The sequence below is a fragment of the Mycobacterium sp. NGS41 genome, from assembly GCF_059812725.1.
In genome coordinates this window covers 32,821-57,287 of the sequence record NZ_JCALDF010000011.1, presented here as the reverse complement: position 1 = coordinate 57,287, position 24,467 = coordinate 32,821, and the positions used below count along the sequence as shown (strand labels likewise).

Here is a 24,467-nt window from a genome sequence, read left to right as displayed (position 1 = left end):
ACCTCTTTTCGAGTAGTCCCCATCAAGTACGGCAAAGCATCACACTACTTCCCAGGGGGACGCGGGGGCACGGTCTGGCGTGGGCATACTGTAGAGCGCTGTGCGCGACGAAATGGTGTGGATCGACTGCGAGATGACCGGGCTTGACCTGGGCTCGGACAAGCTGATTGAGATCGCGGCCCTGGTCACCGACGCTGAGCTGAACATTCTCGGCGACGGAATCGACGTGGTGATTCACGCCGAGGATGCCGCGCTGACGTCGATGATCGACGTAGTAGCCGAGATGCATTCCCGCTCTGGGTTGATCGACGAGGTCCAAGCGTCCACCGTCGACTTGGCGACCGCCGAGACGATGGTGCTCGACTACATCGGCGAGCACGTGAAGCAACCCAAGACGGCGCCGCTGGCGGGCAACTCCATTGCCACCGATCGCGCGTTCATTGCCCGTGACATGCCCAAGCTGGACTCGTTTCTGCACTACCGGATGATCGATGTCAGCTCCATCAAAGAACTCTGCCGGCGCTGGTACCCGCGCATTTACTTCGGCCAGCCGAGCAAAGGCCTGGCACACCGCGCGCTGGCCGACATTCACGAATCCATCCGCGAGTTGCAGTTCTACCGGCGCACCGTGTTCGTCCCGCTGCCAGGGCCGTCTACCAGCGAAATCGCAGCGGTCGCTGGCGAACTGCAGAGTGGGTCAGCCGCACCGGAGTCAAACGATTCGGCCGACGAGCCACCGACCGGCTAGTATCGACGTCGCCGCGCGTAAGCCCACAAGCTGTCAGGGCCAGCGCGGCGATGGTGGCTGTAGTTCAGCTGGTAGAGCACCAGGTTGTGATCCTGGATGTCGCGGGTTCGAGCCCCGTCAGCCACCCCACAGGTGGCCAGCACATCAGGTGTTGGCGTTGCCGGCCTTCCACTGCGGCCAGGGAATGTTCCAGTCGCCGAGGCCCTCGGTGCCGGGAAGCGTCGGCCCCACTGTGTTGACGATCTCGACGATGTCGCCGCGTTTGATGTGTTCGTAGAACCACACGGCGTTACTGGGGCTCACATTCAGACACCCATGGCTGGTGTTGGTGTTGCCTTGGGCGCCGACCGACCATGGCGCCGAGTGCACGAAAATACCGCTGTAGGAAATCTGCGTGGCCCAGTCGACATCGGTGCGATATCCGTTGGGCGAGTTGACCGGAACCCCATAAGTCGACGAGTCCATGATGATGTGCTTGAACCGTGCGCCGACGATGTAGATGCCATTGGCCGTCGGGGTGCTGTTCTTGCCCATCGACGTGGGCATGGTCTTGGCAACTTCACCGTTGATGCGAACCGTCACCATCTTGGTGTTGTCGTCAGCCGTAGCGATGACCTCGTCACCGATGGTGAAGTGCATCTTCACGTTGTCTTCGCCGAACATGCCGTCGCCCAAGTCGACGCCATACGTGTTGACCGCCACGTCCACCGTGGTGCCCGGCTTCCAGTAATGCTCTGGCCGCCAACGCACTTCGCGGTTGTTCAGCCAGTAGAAGGCGCCCTCGACGGGCGGATTGGCGGTGATCGTGATGGCCTTCTGGGCCGCCATCCGGTTGGCGATGTTCTCGTCGAACCGGATCGCCACCGGTTGACCGATGCCGACGACCTCACCGTCACTCGGATTGACGTAGGGCATGGTCAGGTGGGCGGGAGAACTCGTCGCGAACGTCATCTGCCGGGTCGCCGCACCGCCCAGTCCGCGCGCCTTCACGTTCAGCGTGTAGCGCCGGTTGTAGCCGAGTTGCTCGGTGGTCGACCAGTGCAGTCCGTCGGGGCTCAGCTGACCGTTGATCGTCCTGCCGTTGTCGTTGACCATGGTGACCGAGGCCAGTACACCGTCGGCAACGCTGACCGTCACCGGCGCATCCACCGTGACGCCGACGGCACCGTCGGTCACCGAGGGGGTGAGCTTCGGGACCATCAGATCGGCGAACGGCGTGCCCTTGTCGGTGATGGCCTTCGCCGGTGCGGGACCTTGGCTATTGCCGCACGCAACACCGAACACAGCTACCAAGATCATCGCCACAAGCAGCGATAATCGCGGCGTCCGCAAAGGTGTCATCGGGCAACCTCTCCACCTGACATGGCTCACTTCGGTCACCACTGACCCTGAAGGCCCTGAATAGTTGCAGATATTTTAATGGGTTACAGCCGCTCGACTGTCCAACAGGCTCGTTTGTCTGGTCACAGTCCAGGCTCGGCACAGCCCACCCCACAGCAGTGGACGCCAACTACATCGGTTGGCTGACGGGGTCGTGGACGTCCTCCTCGACCCCGCCGCGGGCCGCGACCGCCTCGACACGCGCGAGTTTGACGATGGCCGCCATCATGACCGGCGCCGCGGCCGCCAAAGCGATGATCCCGGTGCGGCTGGTGTTCAACGTCTCGTCAAGAACAACAACGCTCAGCACCGCCGCCACGACAGGCTGCGAGACCTGCAGGGTGGGCATCGACGCGGTCAGCGGCCCGGCCCGGAACGCCGACTGGCTCCACACGAGGCCGCCCAGCGCCACCAGGAGCCAGGCAGATAGCTCGGGGGTGCGAATCACAGCCCATCCGCCATCGCCGAGGCGAGCAACGACTCCTTTGGTCAGCACGCAAAAACCCCCACAGCGAACCCGAGACGAGGGCGAACAACACCGCGGCCAGGGCACCGCCCCAGATTCGGGCTGCCACCACGCATGCGATCAACAGCGGCCCCAACACCACGGCCGTCGCGACCCACATTTGAGCGGATGCGCTCGAGCGACCGGCCTGCGGATTGCCAACGGTGACCATCACGATCACAGCAGCAGTAAGCAAGCCGGCCCAGATCCACTCGACGCGGGTCACCCTGCGGTGCGACAACCTGGCATTGATCGGCAGCAGGAACAAGAGCGAAAGCATCAGCAGTGCCTGCACCAGTAACACCGAACCCAGGCCCAGCGCGGCCGCCTGCAGAGCAATGCTCGCCGCGAGCAGCAGAGTGCCCCACCGCCAGCGTTGATCGCGCAGCAGGTTGGCGAACAGCCCGAGGTGGCCGACCGAGCTGTCAGTGATCCGATGCGCGGCGCGCTGCTTGCACGCCGCACGACGGGCCACCCGACGTCAAAATTGGTCTGGGTGAATTGGCCACGATCTACATGGGCGCGCATTCTGCTTCCCAGCTTTCCCGAGCGGACCGCATCACTGAGGAGCGTGAGGGCGCGTTACGAGACTTGGATGCCATATTCAGGACCGAGCGGGCACCCTATTGCGGCACGCTCTTCTGATTCCTGCTGCAGGCGAAATGCCGTGTGTGACCGCTTAGGAGTACTCAGCCGCTTCGCGGCGCAGCAGCTACCCTAGAGGAATCTGGGATTTCGCCCCGCGGCACGACGCCTGTTATTGTCGCGTACGCGGTCTCGGCCGTCTCAGGCGCCGTTAGCTCAGTTGGTAGAGCAGCTGACTCTTAATCAGCGGGTCCGGGGTTCGAAACCCTGACGGCGCACTTCAAGGCGCTTTTGCAGTCTCGACTGCATATCTATACGTGCATACATGCGGGTTTCAAACATCCGAGTTGGGCCACTGCTCGTGACCCCAGGATCGGCGCCGGATTCTCCGGCGCGCTTACCGTCAGACGAGCCAAAATGCCGGGTAGAGTATGTGGTTCGCTCGATTCCATAGGAGCTTGCCGTGTCGGAACCGCCCAACTTCCCCCCGCCGCCTCCACCACCGCCCGAAGGTTACGGTAACCAGCCCCCATCAGGAGGCTACGGCTATCCGCCTCCGGCGCCGCCAGGTTACGGCTATCCGTCCCAAGGCAGCTCCGGTACCAACGGCATGGCCATCGCGTCGTTGGTGTGCTCCTTAGTCGGCTGGATATGCCTCATCGGGCCCATCCTCGGGTTGATTTTCGGCTTCGTCGCGCTGGGCCAGATCAAGCAGACCGGGCAAGACGGCCGCGGCATGGCGATCGCCGGGATAGCCATCAGCGGCGTGGTACTCGGATTGCTGCTCGTCATCGGCATCGGGCAGCTGTTCTTCCAGCACTAGCCAGCGCTGGAAGTGGCGGACCACCGTTCGGGTGTGAACCTGACCGCAGGTCAACTCGTCGCGCGTTGAGAACCCGATAGCCGAGACTCGAACGCACCCCGAGCATTTCGCGGGTACTATCACCGCCCTCGACGAGGGCCTGTTGCACTGACCCCGCGACAGGTAGCTTTTTCTCACCAGCAACCGCCATGAGTACCGATTGGCGCCCCTTGTCGAAGGAGCTGCAATGGGGTTCATCCAGCCCAACCTGCCCGTCGTCGACGACGAGTGGAGGAAGCGGACGCGCGCCGAGCGAATTGTGCCGATGGCGCGCCACATCGCCGAGAACGGTTTCGGCACCCCGCTGGTGATGCACGTGATGTACGGCGTGAAGATCGCGCTGTACATCCTTGGCGCTTGGCTATTCGCGTTGTGCACCAAAGACATCCATGGCTTCACCAACGTCGCCGCCTGGTGGTCGGAACCCATCGTGTTCCAGAAGGCCGTGCTTTTCACAATGCTGTTCGAAGTCGTAGGTCTCGGTTGCTGTTTCGGCCCGCTGGCCGGACGCTACTTCCCGCCGATGGGTTCGATCCTGTACTGGCTGCGGCCCGGCACCATCCGGTTGCCGCCCTGGCCGGACCGGGTGCCAATGACCAAAGGCCACAACAGAACCCCGTTCGACGTGCTGCTCTACGGCGCCCTGCTCGTTTTGCTGTTAACTGCGCTGCTGTCCGACGGCAGCGGGCCAATTCCTGGCCTGGACACGACGATTGGCGTGCTGCCCCGGTGGCAGACTGTCGCGATCCTGTCGGTGCTGGCAGTAGTCAGCCTGCGCGACAAGGTGATCTTTCTGGCCGCTCGCGGCGAGGTGTACGCGCCGCTGGCGCTGGTGTTCCTGTTCTTCGGACCAGACATGGTCGTCGGCGCCAAGGTGGTCTTCATGGTGATCTGGCTGGGCGCCGCGACGTCAAAGCTCAACCGGCACTTCCCGTTCGTGATCTCGACGATGCTGGCCAACAATCCGTTCATCCCCGCGGGGTTTCTCAAGCGGTCGCTGTTCAAGCGCTATCCGGATGACTTGCGGCCCAGCGGGTTGGCGGGTTTCATCGCCCACTTCTCGACCGCTGTGGAGGGGCTGGTGCCTCTGGCGCTCTTCTTCTCCCACGGCGGCTGGCCGACGGCGATCGCCGCGTTCGTTATGATCGTGTTCCACCTGAACATCCTGCTGGCCTTCCCGATGGGCGTGCCGCTGGAATGGAACGTGTTCATGATCTTCGGGGTGCTGTGGCTGTTCGTCGCGCACGCGCAAGTGGGGTTGCCGGACGTCACCAACCCGTGGCCGATAGCCGTCCTGTTCGTGGTGATCGCCGGAACCGTCGTCATCGGAAACCTGTACCCGCGCAAGGTTTCGTTCCTGCCCGGCATGCGCTACTACGCCGGCAACTGGGACACCACCCAGTGGTGTGTCAAGCCCTCGGCCGACGAGAAGATTCGCGCCGGCGCCCGTGCGCTCGGCCCGATGTATCACCTGCAGCTCGAGCGGTTGTACAAAACCAGAGAGGAGATCCTGGTCCCCATTCACCTCGCCTTCGCTTTCCGCGGGATGAACACGCACGGCCGCGCGCTTTACACGCTCGTACATCGCGCGCTGAGCGGCTATGACGAGGACGACTACAACGTCTGCGAGGGCGAGAATCTGTGCGCCATGGTTCTTGGCTGGAACTTCGGCGACGGGCATATGCACAACGAATGCCTCATCGAAGCGCTGCAGCAGCGATGCGGCTTCGAGCCCGGCGAGGTGCGGGTGGTGATCCTCGACGCGCAGCCTATTCACCGGCCGACCCAGGAGTACCGGCTGGTCGACGCCGCGACCGGTGAGTTCGAGCGCGGCTACATCGACGTCGCGGATATGGCAAACGCTCAGCCGTGGGCCGATGATCTTCCGGTGCACGTCCAGAGCAGCGCCGAGGCCGACTTGGCCTGACGGTCCTCTTAACCTTCCCTCGGACGCGGTGCCAGCAGGATGCTTCGCGCTTCGGAGATGGTGTGCGGCAGCCATAGGGCCTGAACCGGCACCAGCGGCGGGTCGATCAATGGCCGCACTTCGACGCGGCCCTGCAGCGCAGTACCAGTGGGCGCGGTAACTAGCGCGACGTAATCGTTGTCGGCCACCGCAGTGACCGGGGGTGTGCCCTGCGTTTTGTTCACCACCAGCGTTGGCTCGAAACCTGCTCGGCGACAGGCCGATACGAGGAAGTCGGTATAGAACGAGAAGGTCGGGGGCGCCCACACGACCAGAGTGTAGGTGGCGATATCGGTCAGTGCGATGTGAGCTTGTCCGGCCAGCGGGTGTCCGGCGCACACCGCAACCCGAAGCTCGTCATAGCCGATGACGCTTCCGGCCAAGTCGGGGGGCGTGGTGGCACCGCGTCGAAGGCCGACGTCGATCGAGCGGTCGAGCAGGGCGCGCTGCATCTCGTCTGGAAACATCTGACGGGCCGTGACCGACAACTCCGGCCGCGCCGTTCGCACCGGTTCGATGATCGCGAAGATTTCCTCGGCCGTGATCGCGGGCGTGTGTCCGACGACGAAGGGCGGCTGGCTTCCCGCCGCGGCCTGCCGTGTCGCGTCAGCAAGGGCAGCAGCGGCCGCCAGCAGCAAAGGCGCGCCGTCGCGAAGTTTCCGGCCCGCCGCGGTGAGTGCCAGTCGGCGGCCGCGGCGCTCGAACAGACCTACACCGAGCGTGCGCTCGAGTCGTCGCATCGCTGTGCTCAACGCCTGCTGAGTCAGATGGAGATGGTCTGCCGCGGCGCTCAGATTCTCGTGATCGGTCACCGCCAAAAACTGCGCCAGCCGATACAGGTCCATCGGCCCGCCGCCTCCTTCGTGGGAAGGATCCGCCACGGCTAACTCCATTCAACAAACAATGCTTGTACTTCGACCATTAAACCCTGTTAGTGATTTGTGCTTCTTCGTCGTAGCGTCGTTGGTACGACGTCACCGCAAATAGATCGAGGGAGGCTCCATGTGAGTGATCACACGCTGCAGGGCAAGACGGTTCTGATCACCGGAGGCGCGAAGAATCTGGGCGGATTGCTCGCCCGTGATCTTGCGGGCCAGGGGGTCAAGTCGATCGCGATTCACTACAACAGCGGCGCGACGAAGGCGGCCGCCGAGGAGACGGTGGCAGCCATTGAGGCGGCCGGTCCCGCGGCCTACGCGTATCAGGGCGATCTGACCTCAGCTGCCGCGGTATCGGCCCTGTTCGACGACGCGAAGGCGGCCATGGGAACGATCGATATCGCGGTCAACACCGCCGGAATGGTGATCAAGAAACCGATCACCGAGATCACCGAAGATGACTACGACAAGATCTTCGCGATCAACTCCAAAGCCGCATTTTTCTTCATCCAAGAAGCGGGCAAACGGCTTTCCGACGGTGGCAAGCTCGTCACCCTGGTCACGTCTTTGTTGGCCGCCTACACCGGGCTCTACTCGATCTACGCCGGTTCGAAGAGTCCGGTGGAACACTTCACCCGCGCGGCGTCGAAAGAATTCGGGGAGCGCGGCATCTCCGTCGTCGCGGTAGCGCCCGGGCCTATGGAGACCCCGTTTTTCTACGGCCAGGAAACCGACGAGTCGGCCAAGTTCAACCAAACAGCAGCAGACCTGTCGAAATTCACCGAGACCGGTCTCACCGATCCCAACGACATCGTCGCGCTGATCCGCTTCCTGGTCAGCGACGGCTGGTGGATCACGGGGCAGACCATCTTCGCCAACGGCGGCTACACCACCCGCTGACCGCCCTCCGAAGCGTCAGCGATTCCTGACTTGCCGCACCACCACCACAACGACAAGCGCCCCCACTCCGGCCAGCGACACCATCACTGCGGGCTTTCTGACGAATTCGATCGCCCGGGCTTTCAGATCGTCGGCCAGACGGCGGGGATTAGCCCGCTCAGCAAGTGAGTCGACGGTGGCCGCCAGCTGGTTGCGGGCGACGTCGATCTCCTGCTTGATGGCTTCGGGGTCCCGTTCCGCCACGTGTCTGTCCTCCAAGTCGGGCTGGTGCACTGACGAACTACCCTAGAGCAGCTGGTACCGACCCCGGCGCTCCGGTGAACAGAAAGGGACCCCACGTTGTCCGAGACCCCGCGACTGGCCCCCGGCGACAAGGCACCCGGATTCAACCTGCCCGACGCCGACGGCCACAAGGTATCGCTGGCCGACTACAAGGGACGCCGCGTCGTCGTGTACTTCTACCCGGCGGCCTCAACTCCGGGATGCACCAAGCAAGCCTGCGCGTTTCGCGACAGTCTGCGCGACCTCAACGATGCCGGCCTCGACGTCGTCGGGATCTCCCCCGACAAGCCGGAGAAGCTGGCCAAATTCCGTGACGCCGAGGGTCTGACGTTTCCGCTGCTGTCCGATCCGGACCGTAAGGTGCTGAGCGCCTGGGGCGCGTATGGGGAGAAGCAGCTGTACGGCAAGACGGTCACGGGAGTCATCCGTTCGTCGTTCGTCGTCGACGAGAAAGGCAAGATCGCGGTCGCGCAGTACAACGTCAAGGCCGCACATACGGCCACGTTCATCCAGAAGCAGCTGGCTTCGTAGCGGCTTGGCTCAGTGCGGCGTTAGGCCGTAGACGACATAGCAGGGCACAGCAGTTTGTCCTGGACCGATGGGCCTGGGCGCGGTTCCCGGCGCATTCCAGGTCGGAACACCGTCGATGACCCAGCAATTCTTATCCGCGAGGTCGCCGGTTTTGGGCTCGCCGTTGTTGGGGAGCTTCGGTGGCTTCAGATCGGGGGGCTTTTGTGCTGTGGGGGACGGCGTGGGCGACGAGGTCGTGGCGGGATCGTCGGGATCGTCGGCGGTCGCTATTGGGGCGCCGGCCAGGATCGCGCCTGCGATTGCGACGCCCACCACGAATGTCTTTTGGGCACGTCCCCGGCATGTCGTCGTCATCCGCTCCCCCCGGTTTGCGACACAAGTATGCACAGACGAAGGGGGCGCTCGGACCGCTTCAGCGAAACCAGGCTCGTCTCGATAACGTGCGCGAGCAAACCTCCGGCATGGTCAGGCCAGGTTGGCCAGGTTGGCCAGTAGCAGCGCCTCGGCGACAGCCGCACGCTCGAACACCCCCAGATGCAGGCTTTCGTTGACGCTGTGCGCTTGTGTTGCGGGATCTTCCACCCCGCTGACGAGGATCTTCGCCTGCGGGAATGCCGCGGCGAACTCGGCGATGAACGGGATCGAACCGCCCATCCCCATATCGATCGGCTCGGCACCCCACGCCTGCCGGAACGCCGCCCGCGCGGCGTCATAGACTGCGCCGCTGGCCTCGATGGCGTAGGGCTCGCCTTTATCGCCGCGCGTGACGGTGACCTGTGCACCCCACGGGGTGTTGCGCTGCAGATGGGCGGTCAGCGCGTCCAGATGAGCGTCGGCGTCGCCGCCTGGAGCGACCCGCATGCTGATCTTGGCCCGAGCCCGCGGTATCAGCGTGTTCGACGATGCCGCGACCGATGTGGTGTCGATGCCGATCACGGTGATCGCAGGTTTGGCCCAAAGCCGTCGCGGCACCGACCCGGAGCCGATTTCCGTCACCCCATCCAGCAGACCGGAGTCGTTCCGCAGCCGCTCCGCCGGGTAGTCGGGGAAATTCGGCGTGGCGGTGTCGGTTTCGTGCAATCCGGCCACCGCCACGTTGCCGTCGTCGTCGTGCAGGCTGGCCAGCAGCCGCACCAGCACGGTCAGCGCGTCGGGAACCGCGCCGCCCCACAAGCCGGAATGTAATCCGTGGTCCAATGTGGCGACCTCGACCACACAATCGACCAACCCGCGCAGCGACACCGTCAGCGCCGGAATGTCAGTGCTCCAATTGTCCGAGTCGGCGATGACGATGACGTCCGCCGCCAGCGCGTCGCGGTGGGCGGTAAGCAACCGGGCCAGCGACGGCGAACCGGATTCTTCCTCCCCTTCGACGAACACTGTGACACCCACCGGAGGGCGGCCCTCGTGTGCCCGAAAAGCCGCCAAATGCGTTGCGATACCGGCCTTGTCGTCGGCGCTGCCGCGGCCGTACAGTCGGCCGTCGCGTTCGCTCGGCTGGAAAGGCGGCGATGACCACTGGGCGCGGTCACCTTCGGGCTGCACGTCATGGTGTGCGTACAGCAACACGGTGGGTGCGCCGTCGGGTGCCGGATACCGCGCGATGACCGCCGGCGCGCCACCTTCGCTGACTGTGCGCACGTCGCCAAAACCTGCTTGCGACAACAGGTCTGCGACGGCTTGCGCGCTGCGGTGTACCTCGTCGCGCCGAGCCGGGTCGGCCCATACCGATTCGATGCGCACCAGGTCCTCGAGATCGCGCCGCACCGACGGCAGCACCTCACGGACTCGTTCAACCAGATCACTCATGTTTCGAGGCTAGCTAAGCTGGCTGTGTGCCGACCCACGGTCCCGACCCGACCGCGCCGCTCTGGCGGGCGGCGCAAGTGTTCCGGCTGCTGAGTTGCCTTTACGCGCTGGGCTTCCACATCGCGATCAACGAGGATTTGCGCCACCCACTGCTGGGTTGGCTGCTGTTCGCCGTGCTGATCGGCTGGAGTGCCGCCTGCGCGGTGGCCTACCTGCGTGGTTTCGGTCGCAGGCCGGCATGGGTTATCTCGGAAATCATCGTCGTAGTGCTGCTGATGGGGTCCAACCGCATCGTCGCCTCCGCGCAGTGGGCGGCCGACAACCAGACCTGGCCGACGACCTTGTGGGCCAGCAACCCCACGATTTCGGCCGCCCTGCAGTTCGGCCCGGGCGGCGGCATGCTGACCGGGTTGGTAGTGATGGCCACCAATTTCGCGGTCAAGAATTACTTCACCCTCAACCTCGGGCACAACGCGACCATCATCATCGAGCTGGCAATCGGTCTGGCAATAGGTATGGCCGCCCGCACCGCACGCCGCGCCCACGCCGAGCTGCAGCGAGCCGCCCAGTTGTCCGCCGCACTGGAAGAGCGGGAGCGGCTCTCGCGTCAGGTTCACGACGGCGTCATCCAGGTGCTGGCGCTCGTCGCCAAGCGCGGCCAGGAAATCGGCGGTGCCACATCCGAATTGGCCGACCTTGCCGGCGAACAGGAACGCGCGCTGCGACGATGGATAACCTCCACCAGCCTCGATCGAGACGGGGACAGCGAGACCGTCGACCTGCGCACATTGCTGCGGCGCAGGGAGCGCGACCGTGTGTCGATGAGCCTGCCCGGAACCGCCGTCCCGCTCGCGCGGCACACGGCCGTCGAACTGGATGCTGCGGTGGGCAACGCTCTGGACAATGTGTGGTCGCACGCGGGGCCCGATGCGCGTGCCTTCGTGCTGCTGGAAGACCTGGGCGATTCGGTCGCGGTGAGCGTTCGCGACGACGGGGTCGGCATCCCTGCCGGCCGGCTGCAGGAAGCGGAAAGACAGGGACGCCTAGGGATCTCGAAATCGATTGTGGGACGGATGATATCGCTGGGCGGCGACGCGGAACTGCAGACGGAGGCGGGCGAGGGCACCGAGTGGGAGCTGCGCGTGCCGCGCCGGCGTGCCGGAAAGACTGGACGCGGGTGACTTGATGAGCGACGAAGCGTTACCGACGGTAATGGTCGTCGACGACCATCCGATCTGGCGCGACGCGGTGGCGCGCGATCTCGCCGAGGAGGGGTTCGACGTGGTCGCCACCGCCGACGGGGTGGCCGCGGCGAAACGCCGGGCGGCCGTGGTCAAGCCCGATGTGGTGGTGATGGACATGCAGCTCACCGACGGCACCGGCGTGCAGGCGACGACGGAGGTACTCGAGGTCTCGCCGTCCTCGCGGGTGCTGGTGCTGTCCGCCTCCGACGAACGCGACGACGTCCTGGAAGCCGTCAAGGCCGGGGCGACCGGCTACCTGGTCAAGAGCGCCTCGAAGTCCGAACTGAGCGAAGCCTTGCGGGCCACCGCGGCGGGTCGCGCCGTGTTCACCCCGAGCCTGGCGGGGCTGGTCCTGGGCGAATACCGGCGCATCGCGCAGAGTCCGGATGCGGGACCGGCTCGACCGAGCCTGACCGAGCGGGAGACCGAAGTGTTGCGTTACGTCGCAAAAGGGTTGTCCGCCAAGCAGATCGCCGAGAAGCTCTCGTTGAGCCACCGAACGGTGGAAAACCACGTCCAGGCGACGTTCCGGAAGCTGCAAGTCGCCAATCGGGTGGAGCTGACCCGCTACGCCATCGAGCACGGCCTCGACGACTGATGGCGGCTTTCCTCGCGAAAAGACGCGGAATCGCACAAAATCTCCGATTTTGATGCGATTCCGCGTCTGCTCGCCCTAGGACCTTTCGCGCAGTGCGGTGAGGGCGCGTCGCTCGGCGGCGTGTTTGGCCTCCGAGAGTGCTGTGCTTTCCGAGGCGGGGTCGGGGAAGAGCAAGCCCGAACCGGGCTTCCCCCCGGCGCCAAGTCTGTTCATTCGCTTGGGAATCGGCGCGCCCTGGTATTCCAGCGGTAGCGGGTGGCCTTCAGCGTCGAGAGGGCCGAGCGGTTGATGCAGTTCGATGTAGGCACCGTGCGGCAGCCGCTTGATGATGCCCGTCTCCACCCCGTGCTCGAGCACCGAGCGGTCGCTGCGCTGCAACCCGATGCACCACCGATAAGTGACGAAGTAGACCAGCGGCGGCAGGATCACCATGCCGATGCGCCCGATCCACGTCGTCGCGTTCAGCGAGATGTGGAACTTCAGCGCGATGATGTCGTTCATCGCGGCCAGCGTCAGCACCATGTAGAAGCTGATCGCCATCGCACCGATCGAGGTCCGCACAGGTACGTCGCGGGGGCGCTGCAACAGGTTGTGATGTGCGCGGTCGCCGGTGAACCGCTTCTCCAGGAACGGATAGATCATCAGCAGGACAAAGACCAGTCCCATGATCAGCGCGACGGCAACTACCGCGGGTACCGTGTGGTGGCCGATGTAGATCTCCCACGCCGGCCACAGCCGCATCAACCCTTCCGGCCACATCATGTAGAAGTCGGGCTGGGACCCGGCAGACACCTGAGATGGCGTGTAGGGGCCCAGGTTCCAGATGGGGTTGATCTGCAGCAGGCCGCCCATCAGGCCCAGCACACCCACAATGGCCGCAAAGAACCCACCGGATTTCACCGCGAACACCGGCATCACCCGCACGCCGACGACATTGTGCTCGGTGCGTCTCGGCCCGGGGAACTGCGTGTGCTTCTGGAACCACACCAATGCCAGGTGCATCCCGATCAGCCCCAGAATGATCGCCGGCAGCAGCAGGACGTGCAGCGCGTAGAGCCTGGGAATCAAAGTGGTACCCGGGAAGTCGCCGCCGAACAGCGCCCAGTGCAGCCAGGTGCCGATCACCGGCAGGCCCAGCGTGATCGACGACAGCGCGGCGCGCAGGCCGATACCCGAGAGCAGGTCGTCGGGCAGCGAGTAGCCGAAGTAGCCCTCGAACATCGCCAGGATCAGCAGCAGCGAGCCGATGACCCAGTTCGCCTCACGGGGTCTGCGGAACGCACCGGTGAAGAAGACCCTCGCCAGGTGCACCATGATCGCCGCTCCGAACATCAACGCGGCCCAGTGGTGAATCTGGCGCACGAACAGCCCGCCGCGGACTTCGAAAGAAATAATTCAGCGCCGACTCGTAGGCGCGCGACATCTGTACGCCGCGCAGCGGTTGGTAGACACCGTGATAAGTGACCTCGGTCATCGACGGATCGAAGAACAGCGTCAGGTACACGCCGGTGATCAGCAGCACGATGAAGCTGTACAGCGCGATCTCGCCCAGCAGGAACGACCAGTGCGTCGGAAAGACCTTATTGAGCTGTCTGCGAACGGCCGCCGCGGGGTGATAGCGCGTGTCGATTTCCTGCGCCTGTCGGTTGAGGCTCACGGCGGGCACCCCCTCAACGCCGAAACCGCTCCAGTGCGGCACCCGGCTTTCTACTATCTTACGTAGTACCACAGAGCGTAGTACTACGCCAGCCCTGGAGCGGATCGCCCAAGCGCATGAGCAGACGCAGAATCGCACGGAAACCGCGATTATGATGCGATTCTGCGTCTGCTCGGCGTACTAAGGTGCTCCGCCTACGGAGTCTCTAAGATCGCGACGGCGGCCGCGGTGTCCCCTTCGTGGGTCAGCGACACATGGATCGTCACGTCGGCCAGATGCTTGGCGATGGCCCCGGTCAACCGCACCCGCGGGCGGCCCCACATGTCGGTGACCACCTCAATATCGCGATGGATGTCCTCCGGCAACACCGGGCGCTGCGCGAACCGCGACCCGGACCAGGCCTTGATCACCGCCTCCTTCGCGGCCCAGCGGGCCGCCAGGTGACGCGCCGCCGACGAACTCTTGTCCGAGGCGTCGCGGCGCTCACCCGGGGTGAACGTCGCCGAGAACACCGTTCCCGGCTGGTCGACCTGCTCGGCGAAATCGGGAATGGAGACAAGGTCAATCCCCACTCCGACGATGCCCATGGGTCGCCAGGTTAGTGGATGCCCGAGGCCGGCGACGATACGGTCGGCGCTGGGGGCGCCACCCGCTTGCGGGCGACGGACCGAGGAGAAGCCGGGCAATCCGGCCGAGTCATTTAGCAGACACCTCGAAGGCATCGCCGTCGCCCAGCCGGGCCGCCGAGTTCAGCAACATCGCCGCCTCCTGCCGCTTCTCCGGCGCGCTGTGGTCGAAGCGGCGATCCGGTGGCCGCTGGTACATCGGCTCACCGCCGGCGATGGCCGAGGCCAACCGGCGCTGACCCGCCAACAGCCGGGCATCCGCATGGCGCTGGTAGTCCGCACGCTGGTCGGGGCTGAGCGAGGCAATGAAGGCCTGCGGGTGCACCAGCGCGACCAGGCCCGACACGTGGCCGAACCCGAGGCTGGTCAGCATCCCGGCCTTGAGCGGGAAATTCTTCCCGAGCCGTAGCGTGTCCCGCACCCACACGAAGTGTGAGGAGCCGGCCAGTTCGTCGTCGACGCAGTCCAGGCTCCGGTTGGGCGGAATTACGCCGTCCCGCAACATCTGGCACAACCCCATCGTCTGGAAGACGGCGGCGCCGCCCTTGGCGTGGCCGGTCAGGCTCTTCTGCGACACCACGAACAGCGGCGCGCCCGCGGAACGGCCCATCGAGTCGGCCAGCCGTTCGTGCAACTCAGTCTCGTTGGGATCGTTGGCCAGCGTCGACGTGTCGTGCTTGGAGATCACCGCGATGTCGTCGGCGCCGACGCCCAGCTTGGCCAGCGACCGGGCCAGCGGCGAGTCCTTGCCGCCGCGGCCGGCCCCCAGCGCGCCCAGCCCAGGGGCCGGGATCGAGGTGTGCACGCCATCACCGAACGACTGCGCGAAGCCCACCACCGCGAGCACCGGCAGTCCCATCTTCAACGCCAGATCGCCACGCGCCAGGATGATGGTGCCGCCGCCCTGGGCTTCGACGAAGCCCAGCCGCCGCCGGTCGTTGGGCCGGGAGAACTTCGAGTCGTCGATGCCGCGGCCGCGCATCATGCCGGTGTCGGCGGTGGCCGCCATGTCACCGAAGCCGATGATGCCTTCCAGCGTCAGGTCGTCGATGCCGCCGGTCACCACCATCTCGGCCTTGCCCAGCCGGATCTTGTCGACGCCCTCCTCGATCGACACCGCGGCCGTGGCGCACGCGGCGACCGGGTGGATCATCGCGCCGTAGCTGCCGATGTAGGACTGAACCACATGCGCGGCAACGATATTCGGCAATACTTCCTGGAAGATGTCGTTGGGCTTGTTACGTCCCAACAGGTTGCCGTGGTACATCGTCTGCATCGAGGTACCGCCACCCATGCCGGTGCCCATGGTGTTGGCCACCAGGCTCGGGTGCACGTAGCGCATCACCTCGGCCGGACTGAAACCGGCGGTGAGGAATGCATCGACAGTCGCCACGATGTTCCAAACAGCCAACCGGTCAATAGAACTCGCCATGTCCGGGGTGATGCCCCACACCATGGGGTCGAACCCGGTCGGGACCTGACCACCGACCAGTCGCGACAGCTTGTTCTTTCGCGGCACGCGAATCTCGGTGCCGGCCTTGCGGATGACCTGCCAGTCGCTCGAATCGGGCACCGGACGAACGATCGTGTGCTCCGGATCGAATTCGGCGAAGGCTCGGGCGTCGGCCTCCGACGAGACGACGAAGGCGAAGTCCTTGTCCAGGAACACCGACACCAGCAGTGGGGAGCCTTCGTTGGGGTCGATCGCGCCGTCATCGACGAACTCACGAATGCCGACGCGCTCGACCACGACGTCGTGATACCGCTCGACGAGTTCGGCCTCGTCGACGAGTTCGCCCGATTGCGTGTCATACCAACCGGGTTGGGGGTCGTCCTCCCAGGAGATCAGCCCGGTGGTCCAGGCCAGCTCCAATACGCCGGCGGCAGACAGCTCGTTGTCGACCTCCATCTCGAACCGGGTACGCGACGAGCCGTACGGGCCGATTTCGGCGCCGCCGACGATCACCACCAGATCCGCGGGGTCGACGTCGAGGTCGTCCCACTCGGGAGGCGGGGCGGGAGTGAATCCTCGCGGCGGCGACGGCAGCGCGGCGATAGTTCCTTCCGTCGCGGCGTCCTCGGTGGCGGCCTCAGCCGTCATCTCCTCGCGCGCTTTGGCGGCCAGTTCGGCCATGTCGATGTTGGCTTCGGCCAGCCCGCCGGTCAGGTCGGCCTTGATCGGCGACCTGGCAGCGACGACCTTGGACTCCACCTCGCACAAGCCCAGCAGCATCGCGGCCATCTCGTCGGTCGAGTAGGTCGTGACACCGGCCTCCTCGACGGCGGCGACGATGGCGTCGTTGTGACCCATAAGTCCGGTCCCGCGGGTCCAGCCAATCAGCGCGTGCGCCAAGCTGACCCGGGCCGCCCACGACGGCTCGGCGTGCCAGCGGCTTACCACTGCGTCGAGCGCCGACTTGGCTTCGCCGTACGCGCCGTCGCCGCCGAACATCCCGCGGTTGGGTGAGCCGGGCAGCACCACGTGCAGGCGAGACGCGATGTCGCGCTCGGCGCCGATCTTCGACAGACCGCCGATCAGCCGCTGCACGGCCCACAGCAGCACCTTCATCTCCATCTCGGAGCGCGAACCAGCTTCCGCGAGATCACCGACGACCCGCGGCGCCGCGAACGGGAACAGCAGCGTTGGGGTCTGCGCGTCCTTGATGTGAATTGATTGCGGCCCAAGGCTTTCGGACTGCTCGCTGCCGACCCATTCGACCAGGGCGTCGATGTCGGAGTAGGACGCCATGTTGGCGGCCACCACCCACAGCGCCGCGCCGTAACGGGCGTGGTCGCGATACAGCGTGCGGTAGAACGCCAGGCGCTCGTCGTCGAGCTTCGAGGTCGTGGCGACGACGGTGGCACCGCCATCGAGCAGCCGCGCGACCACCGACGCGGCGATCGAACCCTTCGAAGCGCCTGTCACGACGGCGATTTCCTTGCTGTAAGGACCGGGATCCGGGTTCTCGGCACCGGCGGCGATCCGCCCGTACAGCGACGCGTGAATCTGACGGCCCGCGGCCAGCGACTTGCCCTGCCACCAGGTGGCCTGCGTGGCAACGACGTGACCGGCGCCCTCGAAGCGCTCGGACAGCCGCACCCAGTCGCTGTCGATGTCGCCTTCGTCGGTCAGCCATAGCTTGACCAAGTCCTCGCGGGCACTGGCCCAGCGGTCGTCGAAGACGACGGCCTTCTTGCCGTCGAACACCGGCGCCACCAAACGTGGCCAGTCCGAACCCAATTCGGCGGTCACCAGGTCGATGAGTTCGGCATCGGTGGCGGCGGGCCCCAGGATCCCAGCGCTGACCGGGTCGTCCAGACCCAACTGACCCAGCACCAGGCGGGCCGCCGAGGCGAGCACCCCGTCGCGGCCGGTGATCTGGTCGGTGAATTCGCTCAGCGCGGCTGCATCCACGGTCGCACCGCCGCCACCGCCCGCGGACGGCAGCGACACGGCAACACCGCGGCGCGCGGCAACCGAAGCAACGGCAGCGTCGATGACCTTGTCGACAGAAGCGGCATCGGCCAGCGCACCCTCGTGAAGATGACCCATGGCGCCGCCCCGCACACTGGTGCCTTCCCGGGTTCCCAGCGCGACCTCTACGGTGACGTGTTTGGTCCAGCCTTCGCCAAGCTCCCAGGTCTTGCTGACCCGCTCGGCGATGGCAGCCGGGCGCTTGCCAGAGGGCCCGAGAACCGTCCGCAGCTGGTCGTTGATCGCATCGGAAAGCACTGGGCCGTAAGGCTTGTAGGTGCGGGCCAGCTTGGTCACCTGTGAGCGCAGCCCGGCCAGGTCGGCCTCGGCGGCGCCGTCGATGGCACCCAGGTTCAGCTCAGAGCCCAGGTCCACCAGCAGCTGGTTACGTCGTGACGATGCGCCGTCGGTGATGGATTCGATGGAGTCCAGCTGTTCGATCTGGTCGATGCGCATCTTGGCCGACAGCGCGATCAGCGCCAGGGTCGCATCGGCCGCGTCGAACGAAAGATCGTCCGGCCGAGCGGTTCCCGTCGGAGCGGCGGACGGTGCTCCGGCAGGAGCCGGAGCGACGGCTGGCGTGACATCAGACATGGGAGCGGCATCCGCCGCGCCGGCGGCGGAATCATCTACCTCCGCTTCGAACTCCGGTTCGGGGTCGGTGTCGGTGGCGAACAGAACCGCGGCATCGCGTTCGGCGTTGAGTACTTCCACTGTGCTGTGGGCGTATTCAGGAAGCTTGAGGGTGTTGGTAGCCAGTCCCGCCACCGTCGGCGCCGACTTCACGCCGATCTCGACGAAGCGCTCCACACCGAGACCGCCTGCGGCCTCCTCGATGAACAGCAGATCCTGCGTCTCGATCCAGCGCACTGGGCTGGCGAACTGCCACGCCAACAGCTCGATGAGGACGATGCGCGCCATCTCGCGCGGCCGCTCACGCAGCCAGGTGTCGTAGTCGGCGAGGATCTCGTCGAGCGGCTCGGCGGGCACCAGATCCCGGATTGCCTGGATAAAATCGCGGTCCAGCGTGAACGGGCGCGGTACCAGGTTGGGGATGTAGCTCCCGATGATCAGGTTGGGGTCCTTGTCCCGCGGCATCACGCGGTCCAGCGAGCGGCGGAACTCCGCGACGCCGACCCGCAACACTCGCGAGTGGAACGGCACGTCGATGCCCGGCACCAGGATGAACGAGCGCTTGCCGCCGGTGAGCGCGCGGCGCCTCTCTACCTCTTCCTCCAGTGCCTCCAGTCCGCGAACTGTACCGGCGATCGCGTACTGCGAGCCGCGCAGGTTGAAGTTCACGATCTCCAGGAATTCACCGGTGCGCTCGGCGATTTCGGCGACGAAGGCGGTGACATCGGCGTCGTCAAGGTCGATCTGCGAGGGCCGGATTGCGGCCAGGCGGTAGTTGGAGCGGCCCAGCTCGTCGCGCGGCACGATGTCGTGCATGTTCGACCCGCGGTGAAACACTGTCTCCAGCAAGGCTTCCAGCTCGTAGACATCCAGGACACAGGCCAGCGCGGTGTACTCGCCCACCGAGTGGCCGCAGGCGATGGCACCTTCGACGAAGGCACCCTGTTCGCGCATCTCGGCGACCTGCGCGGCCGCCACCGTCGCCATGGCGACCTGGGTGAACTGCGTCAGGTAGAGCACGCCGTCGGGGTGGTGGTAGTGCACACCGCTGGCGATGAGGCTGGTCGGGTTGTCTCGCACCACGTGCAGCACCGAGAAGCCCAACGTGTCACGCGTGAACTTGTCCGCGCTGTCCCAAACCTTGCGGGCCGCCTTAGAGCGGGCACGGACCTCCATGCCCATGCCCTTGTGCTGGATTCCCTGGCCGGGGAAGGCGTAGACCGTCTTGGGTGCGGCCAGTCGTGCCGTCGCCGACATCACCAGGTCGGACGCTAGCCGGGCCCCCCCGGTCGCTTCGCTCCTGCCCCCAAGGATGCGGGCGCTGACCTCTAAAACCTCCGCGCCCCTGTCGATTCCGACGCGCTCGACCCGGAAGTCGACCTCGTCGCCGGGACGCACCATGCCCAGGAATCGGGCCGTCCAGCCGACCAGCCGGGCCGGCGGCCGGGCTTGACCGTCGGTGGCGGTCACCGCGTGCTGCGCGGCGGCCGACAGCCACATGCCATGCACGATGGGCGATTCCAGGCCCGCCAGCAGCGCAGCCGCCCGGTCGGTGTGAATCGGGTTGTGGTCGCCGGACACCATCGCGAACGGACGCATGTCGGCCGGAGCGGTAAGCCTGACGTCGCGGCGACGACGCCGCGGCGTGTCGGTCGCGTTCTCCGACACCGCGCCGCCGGCCCGGACCGGGTCGGTGAGTTCAGCCGAACCGGTGCGGCCCAGGATCGCGAACCGCTCGTCCAGTGTGGCGATCGCGCCGCCGTCGTTGTCGGCTGCGCCCTGCACGGTCACCGAGACCGGGACCACCCGGCCCATGTCGGTGTCGATCGCGTTGGAAGCCGTTGCAGTGACGGTCAATTGAGCCGGAACGGTGGGCAGCTGGCCGACCACGCGGGCCGCGTGGTCCAGGTGCACCAGGCTCAGCAGGCCCTCCACCACCGGAACACCGGTGTCGGTGACGGCCGAGCCGATCGCCGCGAAAACCGCCGGCCAGCAAAGACCGACCAGTGCGTCGGGCACAGTAGTCAGACTAGGCGCCAGCGGCTCACCGAAGGTGGCCGTCACCCCGGTGTGGTCGGCGACTCGCTCGGGATCCCAGTCCACCGTCGCGGTGGCTGTCCCGTTGTTCACCTCAGGCAGGAATTCCGGGCCGTCCACCCCGGCGGCGATTGCCAGCACGGAGCGCATGGCGGTGCTCGCGTCCTCGATAGAGACCACTGGAATGCCACCGTCAACGGTGTTGGCGGGCAATGTGAACGGGATGTCGATCCAGATCCCGGACACCGGAACACTAAGTACCACTTGATCATCGGAGTCAACCTGCAGTCGGGCTCCGGTGGAAGAGTGTGTGGCGCGCAGGTTTCCGGGCTCGTCATGGACCTGCCACTCGGCGGGCTCGGCGATACGATGAGCCGGGTTGGTCGCGATGCGACCGGCCCACAGCACATCGGGTGCGTCGAGCACGACAGCCAGCGGACCGGTCACGTCGGGGCGGCCCAGCCGGCGCGAGGTGACGTCTTGCGGCTGGCCGTCCAGGGCGAGCACCTCGTCGATGGCGGCCTGCTCGAAACGGTCCAGTAATTCGCCGACGGGCTCGTCCATTCGGGTGATACCGGCAACCGCTGCGGTGCCCGGGATGATGCACACCTGGTCGGCGTCGTAGCGGGCGTCGTGCGCCTGCCACAGCGAGTCACTGCGCCACCAGCGGCGAACGTCCTTATCGATGACGGGCACGAAATTCACCGGCTTGCCGAGCGTCTTGCACAGCGTGACGAAGAAAGGCACATCGGCCGGATGCAGCTGCACGGTTTCGGCGTCCGGATAGCGGTCAACCAGCAGGTCGATCGCCGCCTCGGGATTCTCCAGCAGCTCCGCATCGCTGAACAGAGTCTCGATGGGGCCGAAATCCTTTGGATGCAAGCGGGCTTCGGCGCGTTGCAGCATCTGCTCGAACCGGTCCCGCCAGGTGTCGGCCAGCCATGGGCTGCCCGGTGAGGCGGTGTCGGCGGTCGAATTGCCCTCGCCGATGGTCAGTTCGACATAGCGCTGCAGCCACCGGAGGTAGGTCATCTCGGCCACGTCACCGAAGTAGGGCTTGGCGGTGTTGGCCATCGCCGCGATGATCTCGTCGCGCCGCTCAGCGACAGCGTCTGCGTCGCCGGCAACTTCGTCGAGCAGACGGCCGCAACGCGAGGCGGTGTTGTCGATCTCGTGGATGTCGGCGCCCAGCTGGCTACGGCTGGAAGCCATGCCGCCCTGGGCTTTTCCGGCGCTGATCCACTGGTCGGTGCCTTGGGTCTCGACCAGCGTCCGCTTGACCGACGGCGACGTGGTGGACTCGAGGGTCGCCATCGCGGCAGTGCCGACCAGAATGCCGTCGATGGGCATCAACGGGAAGCCATAGGACTCTGCCCAGCGTCCGGACAGGTATTCGGCTGCGCGTTCGGGAGTTCCGATACCGCCGCCGACGCAGACCGTGATGTTGGGCCGCGACCGCAGCTCCGAATAGGTCGCCAGCAGCAGGTCGTCGAGGTCTTCCCAGGAATGGTGACCGCCGGCCCGCCCGCCCTCGACGTGCATGATCACCGGCTTGGTGGGCACCTCGGTGGCGATGCGGATGACCGAGCGGATCTGCTCGATGGTGCCGGGCTTGAACACGACGTGACTGATGCCGACGTCGTTGAGCTCGTCGATCAGCTCGACCGCTTCCTCCAGGTCCGGGATACCGGCGCTGACGACCACACCATCGATAGCCGCACCGGACTGGCGGGCCTTTTGCACCAGTCGCTTGCCGCCGACCTGCAACTTCCACAGGTAAGGGTCGAGGAACAGCGCGTTGAACTGGTAGGTGCGGCCGGGCTCGAGCAGTCCCGACAACTCCTCGATGCGGTTGGCGAAGACCTCCTCGGTGACCTGCCCACCACCTGCCAGCTCAGCCCAGTGCCCGGCGTTGGCCGCGGCGGCGACGATCTTGGCGTCAACGGTGGTCGGGGTCATACCCGCCAGCAGGATCGGTGAGCGGCCGGTCAACCGGGTGAACTTGGTCGAGAGCTTGACGCGGCCGTCGGGCAGGCGCACCACGGTGGGGGCGTAGCTCGACCAGGCGCGGGCAACCTCGGGCGTGGCCCCGACGGTAAAGAGGTTGCGCTGGCCGCCGCGGGTTGCCGCGGGCACGATGCCGACGCCGATTCCGCGGATCACCGGCGCGGTCAGCCGGGTCAGGATGTCGCCGGGGCCCAGGTCGAGGATCCAGCGCGCGCCGGCCTCGTGCACCCGGGTGATCTCGTCCACCCAGTCGACCTTCTTTACCAAAATGGAGTCGGCGAGCACTCGGGCGAACTCGACGTCGAGGCCGATCTTTTCGGCCCAGCCCCCGACGATGTCGATACCGTCGGCCAGCCGCGGGGTGTGAAAGCCCACCTCAACCTGGACCGGATCGAAGACGGGCGCGAAGACGTCGCCGCCGCGGACCTTGTTCTTGCGGTCGGCCTCTTCCTTCTCCGAGATCTGCCGGCAGTACAGCTCGAAGCGGGAGAGCTGCTCGGGGGTACCGGTGATGACGACGGAGCGCCGGCCGTTGCGAATCGACAGCACCGGCGGCAGCACGGTGCGAACGTCTTGGGCGAACTCGTCGAGCAGCCGCTGGATGCGCTGCGGATCGGCGTTGGTGACCGAGACCATCGGCGGGCGGTCGCCGAGGATCGAGATTCCACGTCGGCGCGCGACGAGCGTTCCGGCGGCGCCGATCAGCTCAGCCAGGGCCAACAGCTCGACATCGCGGTTTCCCGCGGCTTTGAGCGCCTCGACAGCCAGCACACCCTGCGAGTGCCCCGCCAGGGCGACCGGCGGGGTGGCGAAGAGGTCCATACCCTGGCGTGCCAGGGCCCGGATGGCAGCGATCTGGGTGAGCAGCACGCCGGGCAACGACACCGCGGCCGACGTCAGGTGCTTGTCGGACGGCACCGATTCCTCGGCCGCGAGCGCTCGTACCCACTGCAGCGGCTCGAAGCCGACCGGACGCACCACGACCAGCTCTTTGGCGATCGGCTCAAGCAGCAGGTCCGCTTCGCCGACCAGCGCTGCCAGGTCGGACTCGATCCCGGCCGAGGAGACCAGCTCCTCGAGGGTCTCCAGCCAGGCGCTGCCCTGGCCGCCGAACGCGACGGCATACGGCTCACCGGCAGCCAGGCGATCGACCAGAGCATGGGTGCTGTGGGGGCCAGTCTCGTCGTGGTCAGCAGACAGCCGGTCGTGCTCGTGGATCGTCACCTCTATATCTCCCCTGCTGCCTCTAAAAGTTTTCTTGAAGCTTTCTTGACGTTTCCTTGCCGCCGGTCGGCGCCGGCGGGCCTGGCGTCGTCGATTCCGCATTGAATCGGCGCCAAAAAATCAGCTGACCATCGTGTTGTCAGCGGGCCGGCCCGTGGGTCGAGCGGCTCTGCAGACTGCACCGGCTCACATAAGGGTGTCATAAGGATTTCCGCCCACCGGACGTGGTGATCGGTTACTGGTGAGTTCTACGCGCGGGTAACCGTGTCGTGGGTAACACCTGGTTTAACCCCCGGCGTGGGTGTCGCCGACAAACGTCCTGCGTGCAGGTGGTTACGGTCGAGTAGCTATAACTGCCCTGATCAAGGCAGTATTGTTATGGAATCGTTATGTAAAAAATTTCGGCGCTCGAACGTGCTTCCGACCTCCTCACCTGAGCTTGCATGAGTCGCCCGCCAGCTGCGCCGCCCAGAATTGAGCGAACGAGTGTTTGCTGGAGTTCTGCTCTGGGGTGGCACAC

Annotated in this window: 14 protein-coding genes, 2 tRNA genes and 3 pseudogenes; 10 read left to right on the top strand and 9 right to left on the bottom strand. The window is 65.7% G+C overall.

The features are described 5' to 3' along the window. Positions 1-100: 100 nt before the first annotated feature. Entirely contained in the window at positions 101-748 is a 648-nt protein-coding gene (gene orn / locus AC5Y21_RS12700; protein WP_499912754.1) for an oligoribonuclease, read from the top strand. Positions 749-801: 53 nt separating this feature from the next. After that, positions 802-877, top strand: a tRNA-His gene (locus AC5Y21_RS12695). A 15-nt stretch (positions 878-892) separates the two neighbouring features. Here the strand turns inward: AC5Y21_RS12695 and AC5Y21_RS12690 are convergent. Next, entirely contained in the window at positions 893-2,089 is a 1,197-nt protein-coding gene (locus tag AC5Y21_RS12690; protein ID WP_499912752.1) for a L,D-transpeptidase, read from the bottom strand. A 169-nt stretch (positions 2,090-2,258) separates the two neighbouring features. Continuing rightward, positions 2,259-3,108 (bottom strand): annotated as a pseudogene (locus tag AC5Y21_RS12685) (DMT family transporter). Between AC5Y21_RS12685 and AC5Y21_RS12680 the strand changes: the two are divergent. The 4 genes and pseudogenes from AC5Y21_RS12680 to AC5Y21_RS12665 all read left to right on the top strand — a co-directional run. After that, positions 3,087-3,278 (top strand): annotated as a pseudogene (locus AC5Y21_RS12680) (sterol carrier protein domain-containing protein); the annotation flags it as partial. The pseudogenes AC5Y21_RS12685 and AC5Y21_RS12680 overlap by 22 nt on opposite strands. 145 nt (positions 3,279-3,423) lie before the next feature. Further along, positions 3,424-3,496 (top strand) — tRNA-Lys (locus AC5Y21_RS12675). Positions 3,497-3,681: 185 nt separating this feature from the next. Beyond that, positions 3,682-4,041, top strand: a complete 360-nt coding sequence (locus tag AC5Y21_RS12670; RefSeq protein ID WP_499912751.1) for a DUF4190 domain-containing protein — start codon at positions 3,682-3,684, stop codon at positions 4,039-4,041. A gap of 226 nt (positions 4,042-4,267) precedes the next feature. Then, the gene (locus AC5Y21_RS12665; RefSeq protein ID WP_499912749.1) at positions 4,268-6,007 is read left to right on the top strand and encodes a DUF3556 domain-containing protein; all 1,740 of its coding nucleotides are present in this window, start codon (positions 4,268-4,270) and stop codon (positions 6,005-6,007) included. An 8-nt stretch (positions 6,008-6,015) separates the two neighbouring features. Here AC5Y21_RS12665 and AC5Y21_RS12660 read toward each other — a convergent pair whose 3' ends face one another. After that, positions 6,016-6,891 (bottom strand): LysR family transcriptional regulator, encoded by an 876-nt coding sequence (locus tag AC5Y21_RS12660; protein ID WP_499912882.1) that lies wholly within the window; start codon positions 6,889-6,891, stop codon positions 6,016-6,018. Between the two features lie 159 nt (positions 6,892-7,050). Here AC5Y21_RS12660 and AC5Y21_RS12655 point away from each other — a divergent pair, with 159 nt between their 5' ends. Further along, positions 7,051-7,824: an SDR family oxidoreductase gene (locus tag AC5Y21_RS12655; RefSeq protein ID WP_499912747.1), complete on the top strand. Its 774-nt coding sequence runs from the start codon at positions 7,051-7,053 to the stop codon at positions 7,822-7,824. Between the two features lie 15 nt (positions 7,825-7,839). Here the strand turns inward: AC5Y21_RS12655 and AC5Y21_RS12650 are convergent, their stop codons facing one another. After that, positions 7,840-8,067, bottom strand: coding sequence for a DUF3618 domain-containing protein (locus AC5Y21_RS12650; protein ID WP_499912745.1), 228 nt, complete (start codon positions 8,065-8,067; stop codon positions 7,840-7,842). Positions 8,068-8,163: 96 nt separating this feature from the next. Here AC5Y21_RS12650 and bcp point away from each other — a divergent pair, with 96 nt between their 5' ends. After that, positions 8,164-8,637, top strand: coding sequence for a thioredoxin-dependent thiol peroxidase (gene bcp / locus AC5Y21_RS12645; RefSeq protein ID WP_499912743.1), 474 nt, complete (start codon positions 8,164-8,166; stop codon positions 8,635-8,637). Between the two features lie 9 nt (positions 8,638-8,646). Here the strand turns inward: bcp and AC5Y21_RS12640 are convergent, their stop codons facing one another. Then, complete coding sequence (locus AC5Y21_RS12640; RefSeq protein ID WP_499912742.1) at positions 8,647-8,991, bottom strand: hypothetical protein; 345 nt, start codon at positions 8,989-8,991, stop codon at positions 8,647-8,649. A 111-nt stretch (positions 8,992-9,102) separates the two neighbouring features. Then, positions 9,103-10,446 carry a dipeptidase gene (locus AC5Y21_RS12635; RefSeq protein WP_499912740.1) on the bottom strand — a complete coding sequence of 448 codons (1,344 nt, stop codon included), beginning with the start codon at positions 10,444-10,446 and terminating at the stop codon, positions 9,103-9,105. Between the two features lie 26 nt (positions 10,447-10,472). Here AC5Y21_RS12635 and macS point away from each other — a divergent pair, with 26 nt between their 5' ends. Together macS and AC5Y21_RS12625 are read left to right on the top strand one after the other, a co-directional pair. Continuing rightward, positions 10,473-11,627: a MacS family sensor histidine kinase gene (gene macS / locus AC5Y21_RS12630; protein WP_499912739.1), complete on the top strand. Its 1,155-nt coding sequence runs from the start codon at positions 10,473-10,475 to the stop codon at positions 11,625-11,627. A 4-nt stretch (positions 11,628-11,631) separates the two neighbouring features. Next, positions 11,632-12,288: a response regulator gene (locus AC5Y21_RS12625; protein WP_499912738.1), complete on the top strand. Its 657-nt coding sequence runs from the start codon at positions 11,632-11,634 to the stop codon at positions 12,286-12,288. 75 nt (positions 12,289-12,363) lie between these two features. On the opposite strand, the pseudogene qcrB reads toward AC5Y21_RS12625, so the two are convergent. The 3 genes and pseudogenes from qcrB to AC5Y21_RS12610 form a co-directional block, all read right to left on the bottom strand. Further along, a pseudogene (gene qcrB / locus AC5Y21_RS12620) lies at positions 12,364-13,954 on the bottom strand (cytochrome bc1 complex cytochrome b subunit). Positions 13,955-14,139: 185 nt separating this feature from the next. After that, complete coding sequence (gene acpS, locus AC5Y21_RS12615; RefSeq protein WP_067383081.1) at positions 14,140-14,532, bottom strand: holo-ACP synthase AcpS; 393 nt, start codon at positions 14,530-14,532, stop codon at positions 14,140-14,142. Between the two features lie 109 nt (positions 14,533-14,641). Beyond that, positions 14,642-23,947, bottom strand: coding sequence for a fatty acid synthase subunit beta domain-containing protein (locus AC5Y21_RS12610; protein ID WP_499912736.1), 9,306 nt, complete (start codon positions 23,945-23,947; stop codon positions 14,642-14,644). Positions 23,948-24,467 lie beyond the last annotated feature (520 nt).

Bases quoted from the DNA above. Each gene is read 5' to 3' on its own strand.
- AC5Y21_RS12635 (WP_499912740.1), bottom strand. From the start codon at position 10,446: ATGAGTGATCTGGTTGAACGAGTCCGTGAGGTGCTGCCGTCGGTGCGG.
- AC5Y21_RS12625 (WP_499912738.1), top strand. From the start codon at position 11,632: ATGAGCGACGAAGCGTTACCGACGGTAATGGTCGTCGACGACCATCCG.
- acpS (WP_067383081.1), bottom strand. From the start codon at position 14,532: ATGGGCATCGTCGGAGTGGGGATTGACCTTGTCTCCATTCCCGATTTC.
- AC5Y21_RS12640 (WP_499912742.1), bottom strand. From the start codon at position 8,991: ATGACGACGACATGCCGGGGACGTGCCCAAAAGACATTCGTGGTGGGC.
- AC5Y21_RS12665 (WP_499912749.1), top strand. From the start codon at position 4,268: ATGGGGTTCATCCAGCCCAACCTGCCCGTCGTCGACGACGAGTGGAGG.
- AC5Y21_RS12690 (WP_499912752.1), bottom strand. From the start codon at position 2,089: ATGACACCTTTGCGGACGCCGCGATTATCGCTGCTTGTGGCGATGATC.
- AC5Y21_RS12660 (WP_499912882.1), bottom strand. From the start codon at position 6,891: ATGGACCTGTATCGGCTGGCGCAGTTTTTGGCGGTGACCGATCACGAG.